This window comes from Rhodanobacter sp. MP7CTX1 (assembly GCF_014205795.1).
GTDB lineage: Bacteria > Pseudomonadota > Gammaproteobacteria > Xanthomonadales > Rhodanobacteraceae > Rhodanobacter.
In genome coordinates this window covers 47,813-65,961 of the sequence record NZ_JACHCN010000006.1, presented here as the reverse complement: position 1 = coordinate 65,961, position 18,149 = coordinate 47,813, and the positions used below count along the sequence as shown (strand labels likewise).

17 protein-coding genes are annotated in these 18,149 nt (G+C 58.1%); 10 read left to right on the top strand and 7 right to left on the bottom strand.

What is annotated here, in order from left to right:
* The first annotated feature begins 88 nt into the window (after positions 1-88).
* Positions 89-1,258, top strand: coding sequence for a cytochrome c peroxidase (locus tag HDE77_RS09710; RefSeq protein ID WP_255482632.1), 1,170 nt, complete (start codon positions 89-91; stop codon positions 1,256-1,258).
* Between the two features lie 137 nt (positions 1,259-1,395).
* Here HDE77_RS09710 and HDE77_RS09705 read toward each other — a convergent pair whose 3' ends face one another.
* The gene (locus tag HDE77_RS09705) at positions 1,396-3,234 is read right to left on the bottom strand and encodes a GGDEF domain-containing protein (protein WP_255482631.1); all 1,839 of its coding nucleotides are present in this window, start codon (positions 3,232-3,234) and stop codon (positions 1,396-1,398) included.
* A 588-nt stretch (positions 3,235-3,822) separates the two neighbouring features.
* On the opposite strand from HDE77_RS09705, the gene HDE77_RS09700 reads away from it, so the two are divergent.
* The 5 genes from HDE77_RS09700 (at position 3,823) to HDE77_RS09680 (ending at position 7,936) form a co-directional block, all read left to right on the top strand.
* Positions 3,823-5,451, top strand: coding sequence for a carboxylesterase family protein (locus tag HDE77_RS09700; RefSeq protein ID WP_221444211.1), 1,629 nt, complete (start codon positions 3,823-3,825; stop codon positions 5,449-5,451).
* A gap of 202 nt (positions 5,452-5,653) precedes the next feature.
* Positions 5,654-6,226, top strand: a complete 573-nt coding sequence (locus tag HDE77_RS09695) for a cytochrome P460 family protein (protein ID WP_221444210.1) — start codon at positions 5,654-5,656, stop codon at positions 6,224-6,226.
* A 549-nt stretch (positions 6,227-6,775) separates the two neighbouring features.
* Positions 6,776-6,988 carry a DUF2945 domain-containing protein gene (locus HDE77_RS09690; RefSeq protein WP_184417121.1) on the top strand — a complete coding sequence of 71 codons (213 nt, stop codon included), beginning with the start codon at positions 6,776-6,778 and terminating at the stop codon, positions 6,986-6,988.
* Positions 6,989-7,047: 59 nt separating this feature from the next.
* Positions 7,048-7,581: a DUF488 domain-containing protein gene (locus tag HDE77_RS09685; RefSeq protein ID WP_343206088.1), complete on the top strand. Its 534-nt coding sequence runs from the start codon at positions 7,048-7,050 to the stop codon at positions 7,579-7,581.
* Between the two features lie 73 nt (positions 7,582-7,654).
* The gene (locus tag HDE77_RS09680) at positions 7,655-7,936 is read left to right on the top strand and encodes a hypothetical protein (RefSeq protein WP_184417120.1); all 282 of its coding nucleotides are present in this window, start codon (positions 7,655-7,657) and stop codon (positions 7,934-7,936) included.
* Positions 7,937-8,053: 117 nt separating this feature from the next.
* Here HDE77_RS09680 and HDE77_RS09675 read toward each other — a convergent pair whose 3' ends face one another.
* The 5 genes from HDE77_RS09675 to HDE77_RS09655 form a co-directional block, all read right to left on the bottom strand.
* Entirely contained in the window at positions 8,054-8,416 is a 363-nt protein-coding gene (locus HDE77_RS09675; RefSeq protein WP_184417119.1) for a hypothetical protein, read from the bottom strand.
* Positions 8,417-8,481: 65 nt separating this feature from the next.
* Positions 8,482-9,585: an AI-2E family transporter gene (locus tag HDE77_RS09670; RefSeq protein ID WP_184417118.1), complete on the bottom strand. Its 1,104-nt coding sequence runs from the start codon at positions 9,583-9,585 to the stop codon at positions 8,482-8,484.
* A 642-nt stretch (positions 9,586-10,227) separates the two neighbouring features.
* The gene (locus HDE77_RS09665; RefSeq protein ID WP_184417117.1) at positions 10,228-10,746 is read right to left on the bottom strand and encodes a quinol:electron acceptor oxidoreductase subunit ActD; all 519 of its coding nucleotides are present in this window, start codon (positions 10,744-10,746) and stop codon (positions 10,228-10,230) included.
* Positions 10,747-10,761: 15 nt separating this feature from the next.
* Positions 10,762-11,166, bottom strand: coding sequence for a BON domain-containing protein (locus HDE77_RS09660; RefSeq protein WP_184417116.1), 405 nt, complete (start codon positions 11,164-11,166; stop codon positions 10,762-10,764).
* A gap of 123 nt (positions 11,167-11,289) precedes the next feature.
* Entirely contained in the window at positions 11,290-11,448 is a 159-nt protein-coding gene (locus HDE77_RS09655) for a hypothetical protein (protein WP_184417115.1), read from the bottom strand.
* Between HDE77_RS09655 and HDE77_RS09650 the strand changes: the two genes are divergently transcribed.
* From HDE77_RS09650 to HDE77_RS09635, 4 genes are all read left to right on the top strand, one after another.
* Entirely contained in the window at positions 11,447-11,917 is a 471-nt protein-coding gene (locus HDE77_RS09650) for a hemerythrin domain-containing protein (RefSeq protein WP_184417114.1), read from the top strand. The two genes, HDE77_RS09655 and HDE77_RS09650, sit on opposite strands and share 2 nt — an antisense overlap.
* Positions 11,918-13,035: 1,118 nt before the next feature.
* Complete coding sequence (locus HDE77_RS09645) at positions 13,036-13,479, top strand: FecR family protein (protein WP_184417113.1); 444 nt, start codon at positions 13,036-13,038, stop codon at positions 13,477-13,479.
* A gap of 20 nt (positions 13,480-13,499) precedes the next feature.
* Positions 13,500-14,090, top strand: coding sequence for an OmpA family protein (locus HDE77_RS09640; protein WP_184417112.1), 591 nt, complete (start codon positions 13,500-13,502; stop codon positions 14,088-14,090).
* A 10-nt stretch (positions 14,091-14,100) separates the two neighbouring features.
* Entirely contained in the window at positions 14,101-16,140 is a 2,040-nt protein-coding gene (locus tag HDE77_RS09635) for a CHASE2 domain-containing protein (protein ID WP_221444208.1), read from the top strand.
* 82 nt (positions 16,141-16,222) lie between these two features.
* On the opposite strand, the gene HDE77_RS09630 is transcribed toward HDE77_RS09635, so the two are convergent.
* Positions 16,223-17,350 carry a sensor histidine kinase gene (locus tag HDE77_RS09630; RefSeq protein ID WP_184417111.1) on the bottom strand — a complete coding sequence of 376 codons (1,128 nt, stop codon included), beginning with the start codon at positions 17,348-17,350 and terminating at the stop codon, positions 16,223-16,225.
* Positions 17,351-18,149 lie beyond the last annotated feature (799 nt).

Below are 18,149 nucleotides of genomic sequence, written 5' to 3'. Positions count from 1 at the left end.
ATGGCTTTCGCTGTCGGTCGAAGCTTGGCCGATACCTTCCGTACATACCGAACCCCACTCGGGCGCAGCAGCAAACGGATCAATGCAGATGTGGGTGCGCTATCCGTCGGTGCCGACGCACCTGAGCGCACAGGCTGCTCTGGGCAAAAAGATTTTCTTCGACCCGTCACTGTCAGCCTCGGGGCGGATGTCCTGCTCGAGCTGCCATAGCCCGCAGCATGCCTATGGGCCGCCGAATGGTCTTGCGGTACAGCAAGGCGGAGCGGACCTGCAGCAGGCGGGAACGCGTTCCGTGCCATCGCTGAGGTACCTGACGTCCACGCCGCTCTTCAGCCGCCATTTCTATACGCCTGCATCCGAAGATAGCGAGGACGAAGGTCCGACCGGAGGCTTTACCCGGGATGGCTCAGTGGCCTCGTTGCATCAGCAGGCCGCGGTGCCCTTGCTGCATGCGAACGAGATGGCCAATTCGGATGAGAAGACGGTTGTCGCCAAAGTTCAGCACGGGGCGTACGCACAGGACTTTGCGCAGGTATTCGGGACGAGCATCTTCAGCCGTCCGGACCAGGCCTTCGAAGATATCGGCCTGGCACTCGAAGCATTCCAGACCGAGGACGCCAGTTTTCATCCGTATACGAGCAAATTCGATGCAGTGATGTCCGGCCATGAAAAGCTCACGCTCCAGGAGATCCGTGGCTATGCGCTGTTCAACAATCCGCGCAAAGGCAACTGTGCGAAGTGTCACACCGACACGCCCGGCCCGAGTGGACGACCGGCCGCGTTCACCGATTATTCGTTTGCCGCGCTGGGTGTGCCACGAAACCCGGAGATACTCGCCAATCGTGATTCCGGTTATTTCGATCTTGGGCTGTGCGGGCCGTTCCGTATCGATCTGGCGCGCGAGACCGCGTATTGCGGCATGTTCAAGACACCGACCCTGCGCAATGTTGCGACACGCACGGTGTTCTTCCATAACGGCCGGTTCCACCGTCTGGAAGATGCGCTGCATTTCTATGTCGAGCGCGACACCCATCCGCGGAAGTGGTATCCGATGGTGGCCGGCGTGCTCAATGAATTCGACGACCTGCCGCTGCGATACCGCGACAACATCGACCGCACTGATGCACCCCTGGATCGCCCCTTTGCAGGTAGACCCGCATTGAACGCCGCCGAGATCCACGACCTGAGCGCGTTTCTGAAAACCTTGAACGACGGCTATTCGGCTACGGCTGGCGGAGCCAGGACCAGCGGTCAGTAGTCAGGTTCGCTTCGCTCCGGCGATGACGGGGTCGAACCGCTCGCCTTAGCCCAACTTTCCGTGGAAGCGTCCGCGACGTGATGGGGAAAGTTCAACAACATGAGTTTTCAAAGGGAGTTCGCCCCGCTTTCCGGTACTCAAGCTTCGACCAGACTCTCGTCATCGGAACCGGCGATGACGCGATTGCGCCCGGAGCGCTTGGCCCGATAAAGCGCGGCGTCCGCTTCCCGACACAGCCGCGGCAATCCGTAGCCGGACGTGTCGGTGGAGGCCAGGCCGACGCTGGCGGAAAACCATACGACACTCCCGTCTCCATCCACCGGTGTTGCTTCAATGGCCGTCCGGATACGATCGGCGATAGCCATACCCTGGTCGCGCGAGCACTCGAGCAGCAGGATGCCGAATTCCTCACCGCCCAGGCGGCCGAACAAGTCGGTTGGACGCAATTGCTGTTGGCAGATGGCAACGGTATGCCTCAGTACGGCATCTCCCATGGCGTGACCATGGCTATCGTTGACTTGCTTGAAGTGGTCCAGGTCCATGGATATCAGGCAGGCGGAGCCGTGCTTTTTTTCCAGCAGGCGCAGAGCGCGATCAGCCTCGCCGATAAAGTGCTGGTGGTTGAAGATGCCGGTAAGTCCGTCATGAAAGGACAGCTTTTTGAAACGAAGCTGCGAACGCTTGAGCCGGAACAGCCAGAACGCGATGGATACCAGGGACATGAGCAACAGGACGATATAAAGCCGGCCGGTCTCGACAGCCTTGTTGTCCAGTGCCTGCTGCAACCGCAGGATATTGTTCTGCTTGCTTAGCCCTTCCGCCCCGAGTTTTTGCACAAGCATGTGCTGCTGGGCCACGTCGTAGGCCAGAGCCCTGGCACTGACGTCGTCGAGATAGCCCTTGTCCTGGGTGACGAAGTGCTTGTAGTACGAGAATGCGGCGGCGGTGTTACCCCGCTTTTCCTCGATCCGGTAGAGCACTTCATAGGTATCCTTCAGCCAGTCGTTGATGTCGTCCGGGCGGCTCATGGCCACGGCAGCGAGGGCAGCATTCCTGGCATCGTTGTCGTTGCCCAGTTTTGCGTAGGCCTGTGCCCGCTGCACCTGTGCCGACAGTATGTGGGGGAAGTAATGGTTGATGCGGATGCTGGGGCCCATCCGGTCAAGCAGCGCCAACGCCTTGCCGGGTTGCTCTTCCTCCAGGTAGAGGCTGCCCATGACGAGCCGCATGGTGTTGGCAAAGACCGGCTGTCGGTCGGCTACGCAGGTATCGATAGCTCGTTGCAGTTCCGGGCTCGAGGATGTCAGCCGTTTGCCGTCGTCGAGCGCCGCGACTTGCAGGGAGAGCGGCTGACACAGGGTCTCTCCGGGAGGAATCGCGTTCTCCATCATCGCGGCGTACTTGATGGCGAGATCGGTTTGGCCGGCAAAATTCAGCATCTGCGACAGATTCAACAAGAGCATGAAGCGAGCCTGCGGGTCCTTGACCTCAGGCAGGGCGGTTGTCAGGCGATTGGCCTGCGCAAAGGCCTCTTCGTAGCGCCGATTGGCGGCGAGATTGCTCAACAGCAGCCCCGATGCCTTGGCGGCGAGGGTCACGTCACCGGAGTGATCGATGACATCGTGAAACTGGGTCTCGGACTTGGCGTAATCACCTTCGAACATGATCTCCCATGCATCGAGATAACGCAGATGCCACTGCTCGCCCGAGGTCAGGCGGGGGGCCTCACGACGGATCTGCTCCAGCATCTGGACGAACCGCGGGTGATCTTTCGTGCGCAGACTCTCGGTCTGGTCGAGGAAGGCTGCGGGATCCGTAACCGGTGTGGCGGCATGGCCCGCCTGCAAGAGCGCGCAGCAAGCCATGCCCGCAAGTGTGGGCCATGGCCAGAAGCGATTCGACAGCCGAGGCAATGGACTTCGTCTATCGCTGAGACGACTTGCCGTGATCGGGCGCCAAGGGATGGTGCGGCTCATCGCCGTCATCATGCCCCGACTCGTCGTCCTCGTGACCGGGAGCCAGGGAAATTTGAGGCGCATGCATGGGCTTGTGCCCAAACTTTTCGGATAGCCGCGAGCTGTCTGCGGACGTCCCCACAGCAGTGAGGGCCGCGGACGCCTGTGCCCGATCGAGTATGTTTGTCAGTTCCGCTACCGATGCCTTACGCAGCGAGGCGTCCCTACCGATGGCATCCTGCATTTCAATCGTGTCTGGCACGTGCTTCCCCTGTTTTTCTTGCTCGTCATCCAGCAGCTTGATAGTTCTAGGCCGCCGATGCCATGCGGTCACCAGCTTGGTATCGGCCGACATTAGTACTTATTGACACTGCAGTGTGCCGTCGAGGTCTGCCTTTTCCGCATCGCATGAGGATCGTTCCCCTACCCGATAGGAATCAAGTGGCGGGCGGCGAGATCGCTGGCAATAGTCGCTCATCCATTTCCGGGTGAATTGGATAAACGAGAAAACTTCAAGCTGCAGCGATCAGACTTCGGCCCAACCGGTCGAGACATCCGCATGATGCTTATATGGTATAGGTCGTTACCTCTGTAGAGCGAGAACGCCTGATGACCCGCGCCATGTCGAAGTTCGTGTTTGCGTTGGGTGTGGCGGTTCTTGCCTCAAATACCCTGATCATGGATTTCGCACGCGGTCAGTCAGCGGCGGCCGAGTCCGCCGCTGCTCCGATCGTGCAAACGGATAATGGGCCGGTCCGAGGCACCGTCCGAAATGCCACACGCGAGTTCCTTGGCATTCCCTATGCCGCTCCGCCGATGGGCAAGCTGCGCTGGGCGCTTCCTCAGCCTGCGAAGCCTTGGGTGACGACGCTCGATGCCACCGCTTTTCGCAACGGCTGTCCGCAGGTGGCGCGTTACGGCTTGACCGAAGCGGGATACAACGAGGATTGCCTTTTCATCAACGTGGTCGCGCCGGCAGCACCTGCGCACAACAAACGCCCGGTCATTGTCTGGATCTACGGCGGCGCCTTCGTCGGCGGATCGAGTGCGCTCTACCCACTTGCACACATGGCGACAAGTGGTGACGTTGTTGTCGTATCGTTCAACTACCGTCTTGGCGTCTTCGGTTTCATGTCCCACCCTGCTTTCGAAGCAGCATACGACGGCAGCTACGGGATCGAAGATCAACGTGCCGCACTGCGCTGGGTACAGCGAAACATAGCCGTGTTTGGCGGCGATCCGCACAACGTGACGATCGCCGGCGAGTCGGCGGGAGCCGCCGCGGTGTGCATGCAGATCATTGCGCCAGAGGAAACCACGGGCTTGTTCCAGAAGGCGATCGTTCAATCCGCCGGCTGCGTTCAACACATGCGAACGGTTGCGGAGAGCGACACGATCGGCGCGCAGGTGGCGACGGTCGTGGGTTGCCCGGCGGGCGCCGCGGCACTCGCCTGCTTGCGCGCCAAACCGGTCAAAGACCTGGTTGAAGCCGCGGCCAAGGTATCGAACGGTGATGTCATGACGTTTGCACCAAGCGTCGGTACCAAGGCCATTCCCCTGCAGGGTGCGGAAGCGTTGCAGTCGGGCCGGTTCGTCCGCGTACCCATCATCAATGGCGGTAATCGGGACGAGCTCAGGTTGTATGTCGCCTACGCCGTCCAGGCTGGTCAGCCGGTGACGGCCGCCAATTATCTGGGTCACTTGAAAGCGGTCTATGGCGACAACGCTGAACAGGTCGCGAAAAAATATCCGTTGTCGGCATTCTCTTCCGCACCCGCAGCGCTGGGTACGGTGATGTCGGATTTCACTCCAGGAAACGGGTTGAACAACTGCATTTACCTGCAGACGGCCAGGTTCGCCTCGAAGTTCGTGGAGGTCTACGAGTATGAGTTTGCAGACCGCAACGCCCCACCTGTCACAGCGGATCCCGGATTCGAGATGGGCGCTGTTCACTCCGCCGAATTGCCCTATCAGTTCCCGCATTTCTCGAACACCACGAAGCTCGATGGCCCCGACCTGGCGCCCGCATCACAGGTACTCGCGAGGCAAATGATGGGGTATTGGACGAGCTTCGCCTCCACCGGCAAACCACAGGTGCCAGGAATGCCCGTCTGGACGCCGTTCCGCTCAAGCCGCGACGTCATGCGCCTGGAGCCGGGAAAACTGGGGCCATTCGATGCCGATACCGCGCACCAGTGCCGGTTCTGGCACAAGCTCTATCCCAAAATCCTGCAATAAGATCGGCGGCCTGGATCACGCGTGAGCGATGCCTTCACGTCGCTTTATCGGGAGTTGATGTAAAGAAACTGTGTCCGGCGTAGCGAGGGCAGAAGATGCGCTACAGGAACAACGATCGAATCGGCTTGTAGCAAGTTCGGCCCTCCCGATCGTCTCCATTGCGGACCCTTTCATTCAACTAGTCCTCATCTGGGAGTTCGTCATGCACTCCGCCATGAAATACTTTGCGTTAAGCGGCTGCGCCGTTCTGGCCATCTCCATCGCCTTCGGCGCGGTTTCCTCGGCAACCGCCGGCCACGACAAGTACACCGTGAAAGTGCCCGGCGGGCTCGGGTTCTCTGAGTTCAGGGGATACGAAGGCTGGCAAACAATCGCCGTCAGTCACAATGACACAGCGATCGCGGTGATCCTCGGTAATCCTGCAATGATCAAAGCCTACCAGTCCGGCATCCCCGGCAATGGCAAGCCTTTCCCTGATGGTGCCAGGATGGCGAAAATCCACTGGGAGCCGAAAAAGAGCGCAACGGCCCCAGGTCCGACGACGGTGCCAGGCGCCCTGACAAACGTGGACTTCATGGTAAAGGACAGCAAGCGCTTCGCGGACAGCGGCGGATGGGGATGGGCCTCGTTCGATTATGACGCCGCGACCGAAATGTTCAGGCCTTCCGACTCATCTTCCAAGCCCCCGCAAGCGAATGACGCCAAGTGCGGCTTCGCGTGCCACACGATAGTGAAGAATAGAGATTACGTTTTCACGGAATACGGGCAGCGCTGAGCGGATGTGTTATCCCGACCTTCCTCTCCAGCAATGTACCCTTTCATGAATCTGGACAGAACCCCAAAGTCTGTGCACTTTTACGCCCCATAGTTTGTGCTCGGGACCGCACGCCGACACAGACTATGACGTCAGTTAATAGGCATAGTCTGTGCGCTCTCTTTCAGATCAATGGGTCACCTGTTGCGTAAAGTCGGAAATTTGGTCCGACTTAGCTCCGTAGTGTGTGGAGTTAACCGTAGGATCCGGGCCCGGTCGGGCCCTTCCACGCAAATGGACCCGGTTGGCGGGAGCATTGCAGCGCGAGCAAGGTGCCACTTGGGTGATGCTATGGACGGCTCCCGGCCCGCAGCGGACCGGGTTCGCCTCGACGGAGAGCGACTGCCTGGGAAGAGTGAAACAGGGGTACTTTATTGATGACGTTCTTGACGGCGAAGAACGTCCCGGCGGACTCATTACCGCTGCCTGCGCGGACGTACTTGGATTGCGCGAAGGTTTCATGCGTTCGCCATTGGGCGGCCCGTCAGGCCCTTCCTAGAGGTAGCTGCCATGAGCCATCCCTTCAATATCGGCGATCACGTGATCTGGAACTCAGAAGCCGGACACGTGTCCGGTCACATCATCGCGATCCATACCAAAGACTTCGTCTATAAGGACTACGTGCACCACGCCACGGAAGATGATCCGCAGTTCGAGATCAAGAGCGACACGACTGACCATATCGCCACGCATAAGGGTGGTGTGCTCAAACCTGTGCTATGACGGCAGCAAGTATAAAACTCCCGTTCTTCACCATTGGCCATTCCGACCGGAGTCTCGAGGTGTTCGCCGAGCTGCTGATCGAAGCTGGGGTAACCCTTGTGGTCGATATTCGTAAGATGCCTCGATCGCGAACGCATCCTCAATTCAACGAGGATGCGCTCCCCGCCTCGCTGACATCGTTTGGTATCTCATACGAACATATCGCTGCACTGGGTGGCTTACGAAAAAAAACGCAGTCCATTTCGCGCGAGATCAATGACTTCTGGACAAATCGCAGTTTCCACAACTATGCAGACTACGCATTGTCCCCAGAATTTCGCGAGGGGCTGGGACAACTGATTGAAGACGGGCGCAAACGGCGGTGCGCGATGATGTGTTCGAAAGCGGTGTGGTGGCGCTGCCATCGACGCATTGTCGCCGACTACCTCATGACAGGCGGTGAAGAGGTTTTTCACATCATGGGAGGTGGCCGTATTGAACCGGCGCAGCTTACGCGCGGCGCCATCGTTCAACCCGATGGCACGGTCATCTATCCTGGTGCCGCAGATGAAACAGTGGTGGGGGGGCTCCACCCCGTTTTCGCGGACAGTTGAGTTAAGGTTGATGACGGCTGAAACCGCCACCCGTAGCGGACATTCCTCCAATGGCCCAAACGATAGGTGCTCGATGAAAATCTGGCAGGTTCCAGGGCAGGGAGAAGGATTTGTTCGTGGCGGAAAGACGCTGGGGTTCGAGCTAAGCGGCCTCGTCTCAGCCGATGGTCCCAACGAAGCATTTGAGAAGGCCATCTCGCTCGCCGAGCGTGAGTGGCCGGATATATGTCAGGCCGAGACTAAAGGAATCCCTCACGACTATGCACTCAGCAAGGATAAATGCTCGAAGGATTCATGCGAGCACCCCGTCGATGCCGACGGCCCGCACCGCGACAGGAAGTTGGAGCGCCGTTGACGAATCGCAAGTCCTCATTTCGTATGGTGACGGACCTATTTTAGTGGCAAGCCAAAGACGGGCGGACAGGACGGCTGGCTACTCCAGGCGAGCGGACTATTTGCCGGGAGATGACTTTCACGGGGACGCCTTCTTTGTTGACTTCGTCGCGGGCTTTTTTGCAGTTGCTGCCACCTTTTTTGAGGTCGCATTCTGTTTCATCGCGGATTTTTTTTTAGGGCTAGCAAGAGCGGCCTTTTTTGCTGGTGCCTTGGTCGACGACTTTGAACGCTTAACCGTCGTGGATCGTGAAGCTTTCTCAGCGGGCTTGGTGCCCGGGCGACTGGCCGTAGGCGAAGCCTCGGTTGGGGCTGTAGGAAATCCGATCGCGGCCTGGAATCGGGCCACCATGTCTCGGAATAATGAGCTCTGGGCCATCATCGCTGAGAATAAATCTAGTTTCTTGGCCTTATCTTTTTTAGATGTTTTCTTCTTGCTCACAGTATTTCTCCAATGGAATTCATTTCGGTTCGGCAGCGCAATGCTCGGGACGTTTTCCATAGTCGCTACGGTTCGAGCGACTGCTTTTCACCTTCTAAAAAGTGGCCGAAGGCGGCAAGCGGGCGAATACGGTCGCAGACAATCTTGGTTATCGCCAGCATGGGTACCGCCAGGATGGCACCTGGTATGCCCCACATCCAATCCCAGAAAAGTAGGGCGACAATGACCAATACTGGGTTAAGGGTGAACCGCCTGGCCAGAAGCATCGGAGTGAAGGTTTCGCCCTCGAGCACGTGAATGACCGCATAGAGCGTCATCGGCATGAACGCCTTCCAAAGCGGGTCCAAGCTCAACATGCCTACAGCCAGGAATATGACGAGGCCGGTCAATGGTCCAAGGATTGGCACGTAGTTGAGGACAAACGCAACGCAGCCCCATAGCACGGCGTTTTCCAGTCCCAGCGACCACATCGCCAAGCCGGTCGCCATCCCCACCAGTGCGTTCATGATCGTAATCGTCACGAGGTAGGATGAGATGTCGGCCTCGACCTGTTGCGAAATATCAACAGCTTGTCGCTTATCTCGGAATCTCGGCATAACCTCAACGAGCCGGCGAAGAAAGGTGTCTCCCGACATCAGAAGGAAGAACAGGACAAGAAAGGTGGTGAAGAATTCGGACGCGAAGGTCTGAATGCCGCTGAGTAGGGAAGTCTGCAAGTCCCCTGCCGTTGCCTCGACACCCGTGGAGGGCGGTGGCGCGTTCGGGGACGCGCCGCTGGCGGGTGGCGCTGCCGTGGGGCCGACCAGTGTTTTGGCATGCGAAATCCAATGGTTCAACGAATCAATGGGCGCACTTACGACCCGGACGCGCTGCTGTAGACGCGGCAACCCTTCCGGAAGTCGCTTTGCCCAATCGGCGGCTGGCCCGCTCAGCATCCGTCCAAATCCGTAAAGTAGCCCGAGAAGAAGAATGATCACGGCGAGAGACGCCAGCACCCTGGGAACTCTTACGCGTTCGAGCAACCTCATGACCGGTTGCAACAGCAATTTCAAAATGAAAGCCAGCACAATGGGCAGAATGACGGGCTTGGAAAAATAGGCGCAGGCGAGGAGGGCGAGAAAGAAAAGTCCACCTTGGAAGACCACCCGGGGATCCTGCGGCAGCGGCATGTCACTTTCTATGACCGGAGGCGTAGCCGATGGGTCAGCGACGCTCGGAGCGGCAGGATCCAGCCCCTCGGAAAATACACTTGGCGATGCTGGATGGTTCATAAGTGAGCCCTGCGTTATCGGCACAGTGCATGATGTGCCGGAAATTCATGTCGCTGAGTGCAAACGTCGCTACGAGTGCGCCGCCCTTTTCCTAACGAGTGTCAGCAAACCCATAGGCGTATCAGGGTCAGTTGCCCTCTGCGTTTCGAGAACGAATGCACGCGGCGCCGCCCTTTGGATGTGATTTCGTACTTCGGTGTGCCCCTGCCATGGCTTAGGCAGTTCGGGCTACTTATCTGGCGGTGTGATTCCAATAGCAAGGCAGGCAAGCAAAAAGCGGCCACGTGCTGTGGGCACCCATGTTCCGTCCGGGTTCCGGGACACCAATCGTCTCGCCGCCAACTGTTGCAAATCCTGTTCAATCTCTGAAGCGGCTATGTGCGTTTGGGGCCAACAGATGTAGCTCAAAGCGAGGTGTTCGCCGGCGCTCAATTCTTCATGGTTCATTGCGGCTGTCGGTTTCGCCTTCCTGGTGAGGCTTTGCAAAATTCGATTGCGCCCATGCCGGAGATCACACTCCGGCATGGGCGCATGAAAGACTTACTTGGGGTTCGCTTCGGATCCCGTTGAGATATCTTCGGCGTTGCCACGCTTGAAGATATCTTTGGCCACATCGCGTTGCTTACCATCTTCGGTGTGCACGGAAATCAGTATGTTTCCATCGCGCACTTTCGCGTCATATCGTTTGGCTTCGAACTCAGGAATGCCCATTCCAACTAACGCGCCGATCACTCCACCGGTAGCTGTTCCCACAGCCGCGCCACCCAGTGCCGCCATGATCGGACCGGCGGCAATGAACGGCCCCACGCCTGGAATGGCGAGTGCGCCAATGCCGGCGAGCCAGCCCAGTGCGGCACCGACGCCCAGGCCGGCGACGCCGCCCGTCGTTGCCCCTTCGGGCGCTTTTGTATTGTGCTCATGCGCGAAATCCTTGGTCCCACGCTTGTCCGGTAGCAAGGCTGAGATGTCGTTATTTTGGAAACCGGCGGCCTTAAGTTCGGCGATGATGTGGTCGGCCTGCTCAACAGTTTTGGTAGTGCAATACACAGAAGCTTTCATGCGGTATTCCTCAGGTTAGTGTTTGATATCAAGTTGGTTGTCGACGTGGGTGACACCCGCGACCGCAGCGGTGGTTGCTTCTACTTTCGCTTTCTCATCAGCGTTCGAGACCGGGCCGCGAAGCGTCACCACGCCGTTGGCTGCGACCAACTTCACGTTGTGGGCCATGGTCGATAGCGACTTATCGTTGAGGATCGCCCGGCGAACAGCGGCTGCAACTTTGATGTCGGTGCGATCGTTGGGCTGATCGGTCGGCTTCATCGTCTGCGATGACCGATCACGTTGATTCATGCTCGTGTTGTCGGCAGAAGCAGACGATGCCGCCGCGGCTGGCGCCGTTTGTTGCGCAATGAGTGGCGCTGCAAAGACGAACAGCGATGCGCATGCAGCTGCGCAAATTCCTGTTTTTGACCTGGTCATAGTGGTTTCTCTCAGAGGATGAAGACGCGCTCTATACCTCGACAGCGAGGTCAGCGTCCGCGACATTTACGCAGGGAAATGGTGAACGCGTCGTGCAGCGCGAAGGACGCGCAGAGCTTCGATTCAGCTGCGGCTTATCAGGGAAATTGCCAATAGATTCTTCGTGGTCAGCGTATATATCGCGCCGACGAACACGTTCGCCTCGCCGTGCCAGAAACTCCACGTATCCGTCATCTGGATCGCGGCATAGTTATTGCCCCTTCCGACGTACGAGCTATTCATGGACGCCATCAAGCTGCTGACCGAAGATCACAAGACTGTGCGCGGCTACCTGGATGACTTGGAAGCCACGACGCCCCGGGCCTTGAAGGCCCGCGCAGACCTGCTCGCGAAGATCAGGGTCGAGCTTAAAGCGCACACCACGATTGAAGAGGAGATTTTCTATCCGGCTTTCCAATCGCATGGAAAGAAGGGCGACGACGACAAAATGTATTTCGAAGCCTTGGAGGAGCACCGTGCTGCGGGTGATTTGGTACTTCCGGATTTGCTCGGTACCGCCGTCGACAGTGAGCAGTTCTCGGGTCGCGCAAAGGTGCTCAAAGAGCTAGTAACGCATCATGCCGACGAAGAAGAGAAGGATATGTTTCCACGAGCGAAAACACTGTTGAGTAAGGAAGAGCTGCTGGCTCTGGGGGAAAAGATGGCCGCCCGCAAGACGGTGTTGATCGCCGAGTTGAGGGCGACAACCTGATCTTCCCTCTGTTGTGAGGATGCAGTAGGTCGTTGCAACAGCCACCGGCCGCAGCAGTCTATGGGTAATGCAACGACCGGTTGAGATCGACGCCGAAAGCCGACGTAAGTTGGTCGATGGCCGGGGAGAGAGATAAAGTTCGATGCTCTTCAAGAGGCAGCGTTCGGCAACTGCTTAGTTCGCATCTGCAGCGTGCGCGTCGACCTTCCCGGAGTTTCGGGTTGTGTAGGTTCGTGTGAAATATTCCGGTTGCTTTGGCACACCAGAAAGCTAGCGATGCACACGGGTGAAGCCGACCTGCAGATGAGTGAAAGCCTCGCAGCAGGAATAGCGCGGACTATTGCAACAGCTTTTGCGGTCGCATTCTGACATCGACGAACAAGTACAGATACCGACGGGCCTCAGCCTGGGTCAAGTGGCGAATCGGTGTGGGCAGCGAGGGATTGGGCTTTCTGCTCACATTGATCGCTTTCTATGCATGTAAGGGGTTGGGCGACTGAACTTAGGGGTCATTCTCGATTGCGCAAAAGGATTAATTCCTTTCACGCAAGTTTCACGCGTCACCAAGAGCCCAGCCTCATGTCCGCTTAGATCGAATCAGAACCAATGTGTCAAAAACTTGGCACCCGACTTGCACCGTATTAGTAAATGAAGATCTAGGGTCATGATTGCGGCGCTAGCCGCGATGTCGACATTTGGTCAGTCAACGTGTCTGGAGCGCCGAAGTGCCGCTTTCGAATGACGGCCTAATGGTCAAACTCTACGAACTAGAGTGCCGCAATCAGACTTATAGCAAGTGACGCAAAAGGTCATTACTCGCGACAATGGGACAGTCGCAGATCATTGGAAACGTGAAGGGGAAATGAAACGGAAGTCGAAATGCACCTTCGCGTTCTTATTTATTTGCATCACAACTCAGGGCAGCTCTTGGTCCGTTAAACGTGAAAAACGGGGTGACCAGTGCAACAGCGCAGGTTGGGTGGAGAGGACCTTATGGCGTGAGTATCGGTGGGCGTGAAGCGGCAAAAACATCTGGCACCGGTGCTGGGAAGAAAAATAATTAGTCGTCGATCGTGATGAACACTTGCCATGTTGGCCTGACCCGACAGGAGGATCCGATGAAGCGACATCTGTGCTTACTGGTGCTTGTTTGCCTTGCCTGCCTGACGGTGCTTGCTCATGCCGACGAAGATCATGTCGCATTGGTAAAAAGTATTACCGGTGACGTCAAGATTACCCGCCTACACGATACGTTTGGAGCGACCGGAGGCGCGACGCTGCGGATTTCCGATCGCGTAGTTACGGCGGCCGGCGCCTCGGCCGCTATCGTTTTCAGGGACGGCACCCTCCTGACACTGGGCTCGGGGTCTGACATTCAGGTGCGTGACTATGTGTTCGCTCCGAAGGACGACAAATTCGCTTTCTCGCTGTACCTGACGAAGGGGTCTGCGATCTACGAATCTGGCAAGATCGGTAAGCTATCCCCGCAATCGGTGAAGATTGAAACGCCCAAGGCGACGGTGGGCGTACGTGGTACCCGCTTTCTGATTGAAACGAACTGAAGGGCCACGGCGATTCAATCATGAGCATCCAGATGTTCTCAGTTGTCCTGCTGGTCGTCAGCGTGCTGTCCGGTTGCGCAACGACTCGCGTCACGTTGCTTCCTGATCATAGCGGTCACGTTGGCGCAGTCACGGTGTCCAATGGGCAGGGTCAGCAACGTATCGACCAGGCTTTCAATACCGTTGCAGTTGAACAGACTTCAGCGCCCGGGGCGCCCCGCGCGATTGATCGCCAGGCCTTCGAAACGGCGCATCGCGCACTGCTCGATGCGCAACCGACCCCGCCGCGGAGTTTTGGTCTGAACTTTCTGTTTGACAGCATGGAGCTGACACCGGATTCGAAGAAAATGTTGCCGGAGGTCATGCGGGTCGTGCGCGATCGGAGTCCGACCGAGATCACCGTATTCGGTTACGCAGATTCGTCGGGAACGGCGGCCTACAACATGGCATTGTCGGCGGAGCGCGCCCAGGTTGTGGCCCACTTGTTGAAACAGATCGACCCAAAACTGCAGATGGATGTGCGGTATTTCGGCGACAAGGCGCCGCTGGTGCGATCGCCGCCCGGCGTTCCGGAGCCGCAAAACCGGCGGGCCGAAATCGTGATCCTGTGATGCCTCGGTCATGACCTCTGCCACTTCATCCGTTCGGCTGTCGCGGCGCCAAGCCGTCTTCATTCTCCTCGGTGGGCTATCGATTGCCTTGGCTATCGGGTTCGGCGGACTGTTCAACTTCAAGCCGGTCGCGGCCCTTGATCAGTTCGACCTCGACACCTTGCTGGTACGGACCGCATCGGGAGCTCCCGCGCCCGGCACGGTTGTGGTGGATATCGATGAAGTCAGCCTGTCTGCTCTGGGTCAATGGCCATGGCCACGCTATCGCGTGGCGCAGCTGATCGAGCGAATCGCCAACGAACATCCGGCGGCCATCGCGATGGACATCGTATTTCCCGAATCCGATCGCACCTCTCTGGCCGACATCCAGCAAACCTTCAAGCACGACTTCGGCCTTGACGTATCGTTCAACGGCGTTCCCCCCGGCTTGCTGAACAACGACGGCTATCTTGGCCAAATGATGGCGCGTAGCGATGCGGTCGGCGCAACCTATTTCTACTTCGACCACACGAGCCGTACCGACCATCCGATGCGCCCCGGTGTTGGCTTCGTCGGCCGTGTCGACCTACTGTCGCTTGACCGGGCGCCGGGGGTTCTGGATAGCGTCGACGCGATCGCCTCGCAAACTAGGAGAAGAGGCTTCGTCAACAGTCGTCTCGATGCCGACGGCGTCTTGCGGCGATTGCCCTTGCTGATCGAATACGGTGGAGTCGTCTACCCCAGCCTCGCCTTGGCCGCCATAATGCGGTCACTCGGCGTTGGGACGGGGCGTGTGGAATCAGGCGTCGACGGATTGTCGATCCGGGTCGGGACCCACCGGATTCCCATAGACCAGGGCAGCTACGCGCTCTTACGCTTCAATGGTCCGTCGCAGCGGTATGACAGCCTCTCTGCAGTGGACGTGCTGGGCGGTCGGACTCAACCAGCGGATCTGCGTGGCAAGATAGTCTTCATTGGCTCCTCGGCAGTCGGACTGCACGATGTGCATCCGACCGCTGTGGACCGGGATTTTTCGGGCTTGAAAATCCAGTCGGTAATGTCGCAAAACATTCTGGATGACAATGCGGTGCGTATCCCGGTGTGGGGCAGCATGGCCGCACTGCTACTCGGGCTGCTGGTGGCCCTCGTGTTTTCCACCATGTTCGTTGCCGGCCGCGGCATGACCATCCTGGCCGTCTTCGCCGTATTGTCCGGTGCCGCACTGATTGGGATTGATATAGAAGTCTTTGTGCGCACAGGCCTCTTCATTCCGACGGCTGCGCCCTTAGTGGTCTTGGGTACGCTGTTGGTACTGTGCTTCGTAGTTCGCTTTGCCTTCAACCACCGCCGTGCACAGCGGTGGCACCGCCAACTTGAGAACGCACGTCAGGTGGCCATCGAGTCCATGGCTGCGGTCGCCGAAACCCGCGACCCTGAGACAGGTGGCCATATCAAACGCACCCAACACTACGTGCGCGCGATCGCAGAGCAATTGCAGCGGAGCAAAAAGCACGCGCAGACCCTGACCAGGGAATACATCGAACTCTTATTCCTCTCTGCGCCACTGCATGATATTGGCAAGGTCGGGGTGCCGGACCACATCCTGCTTAAGCCAGGGCCGCTGACCCCAGAAGAGCTGATAGTCATGAGGCGGCATGCTGAATTTGGTCGGAAGATCATCTACAGCATGGCGGAGCATATCGAAGGCGAGAATTTTCTCCTGATCGCCGGAGAGATCGCCGCTACGCACCACGAAAAATGGGATGGGACCGGCTATCCGAGCGGATTGCGCGGTGAGGATATTCCGCTGTCCGGCCGAATCATGGCGGTCGCCGACATTTACGACGCGTTGATAAGCCGACGCTGCTACAAGGATGCCTTTCTCCATGATCGTGCGAAGGCCCTCATGCGCGGTTTACGCGAGACGACGTTTGATCCGACCGTGCTGGATGCTTTCTTCACGATTGAAGCTGAAATTCTGCAAATTGCAGATCGCTTCCGCGACGAGGAGGCAGGCATGGCAGAGCATCAAGTAATGCACGTAGAGATTGCCGTTAGTCCTGCTACGTAGAGACCGCCTTGCGAGCGTTCAGTGTGCGAAGTCCGCTTCCGCCCGAGGCCGGCTCGACGCCTGGCAAGCCGATCGGTGGCGCTCAGGTGCACAAAGGCAACCTCACGCGAAACGTTGTCCCACTCGCCGCCGAAGAGGTGACCTTGATAGTGCCACCGTGGGCGGTGATGATTTCCTGCGCGATGAACAAGCCGAGCCCCAAGCCCGCCCGTGACCCCCGCTCTCCGGCGGCAAACTGCGAATGTCGCATCATCGGATTGAAAATGTGTACCGTGTCTTCAGCTGCGATGGGTTCGCCTTCGTTGTGGATCGAGAACACCGCGTAATCACCGTCCAACTGCTGGCTGACAGTTACCGGTGAAGTACTCAAACCGTGTTTGATGGCGTTTTCGATCAGGTTGCTGAAAACCTGTCCCATGCGCGAACTATCAAATCTGCCACCGATGCGGTCGTCCGGCTGGAACACTACAGCACGATCGGGATGCAGCAGACGCACTTCGCGCACGATGCCCTCGCACGTTGCAGTGAGGTTGTCTTCGACGCGATCCACCGGGATGCCGCTACCAACGCGCGCACGCGCGAAGTCGAGCAGGTTCTCTACAATCTTCTCGGCGCGGCGCACGCTTGAATAGACGCTGGCAGCGATCTTGGCATAACGACTGCCCAACTCATCGGCGTTTAGAAAGAACTCGGCCGAAAGCAAAATGACGGCGAGCGGCGAGCGGAGATCATGTCCGAGCACACCAAGGAAAACGTCTTGCGATTCGTTCACCGCCTGCGAGTAGCGCGACACCGATTCGGCTAATCCTTTGTCGATCGCCTCGTTGAAACGTAGCGTATCCTGCTCGCGAAACTCGGGGTCGCGATCAGGCTGCTGCGACCACAGCAGTAGTACGCTGGCGCTCAGCGCACGGTATTCGGCCACCAGCTGATCGATACTGAAGCCCGAACGTAGGCGCCTTCCGGCATGAACCTCCGATGCTGTATCCACAACGCTTCTAGGTCCCTCGCCGCGGGATTTCTCGACGCCTTGCTGGGTCGATTGTGGGGTGCTGATGTCAGCGGCGATTTCGACCAATATTTGCTCGGCGTGATCGCGCAGTTCCCCGCCACCCATCACACGAGTACCAGGCTGCAAGGTACGGGCGAAATTGTCCCATTCTTTCAGGATCGCCTCCCGGTGGACTGTAATGAACTGTGCCAATCGCATGCTGCTATCTGCTCCAGAGAACGACTTTTCCAGTAACCATCATGACCGCTCGCATCGCTTTCCTCTGGCTCAGTCAAACGCCCGCGAAGTCGATTGGCATGTACTCGAGTACCACCTCGGTATCGCGGCCTAAGCGATGTTCAGCGAAGAACTTCTACCACATTCCAAGTTGCTGACTGGTGTACGCCAGGCTCACGGAGACGCGCCTAGGATTCTCTTCGTAAACCAAAAACGGCCATCGCCATCCCTGAAATTATGTACAAACTCTTTTATGCCCCCATGTTCCCCGGCGTATGGTCGGTGGACGCTGGCCAATATGGTTGTCCCCAGTTCAAGAACCGTGTCGACGCGTTGCGATTCGCGATCCGGGCTGCGCTGACGTCGGTGCAGGACGGCCAGAGTGCATTAGTCGCCGTCGAAGGCATCGACGGCCATTGGCGCATGTTCGACCACGCGGCAAGAGGGGTTGTGTAAAGTGCTGCATGGCGGCAAGTCAGCATGCTCACCCGGAGACACTTCTGGATATTGACGAACGCGGCTTTCACTACCGTGGGTGCTTGTTGATGTGCGACCCAACCCGGTGAGCAGGCGGCGGGTATCGTGCGAAGGCAGTGGTATGCCGAGCCGACCAAACAGGTGACACCGTGGTGGCCGCCACGCCTGAGAAACTGGCCTTCCTTTTCGAAGAGGCGGCCGTGGCGCATGCGAAGGACTGGGGGTCCGATTGGGTGGACTAGAACGTTAGCGCCTAACGTCGCGCGTGCCCATCCGTAGGGCCTCTCACCCTGAGAAGAGAGCT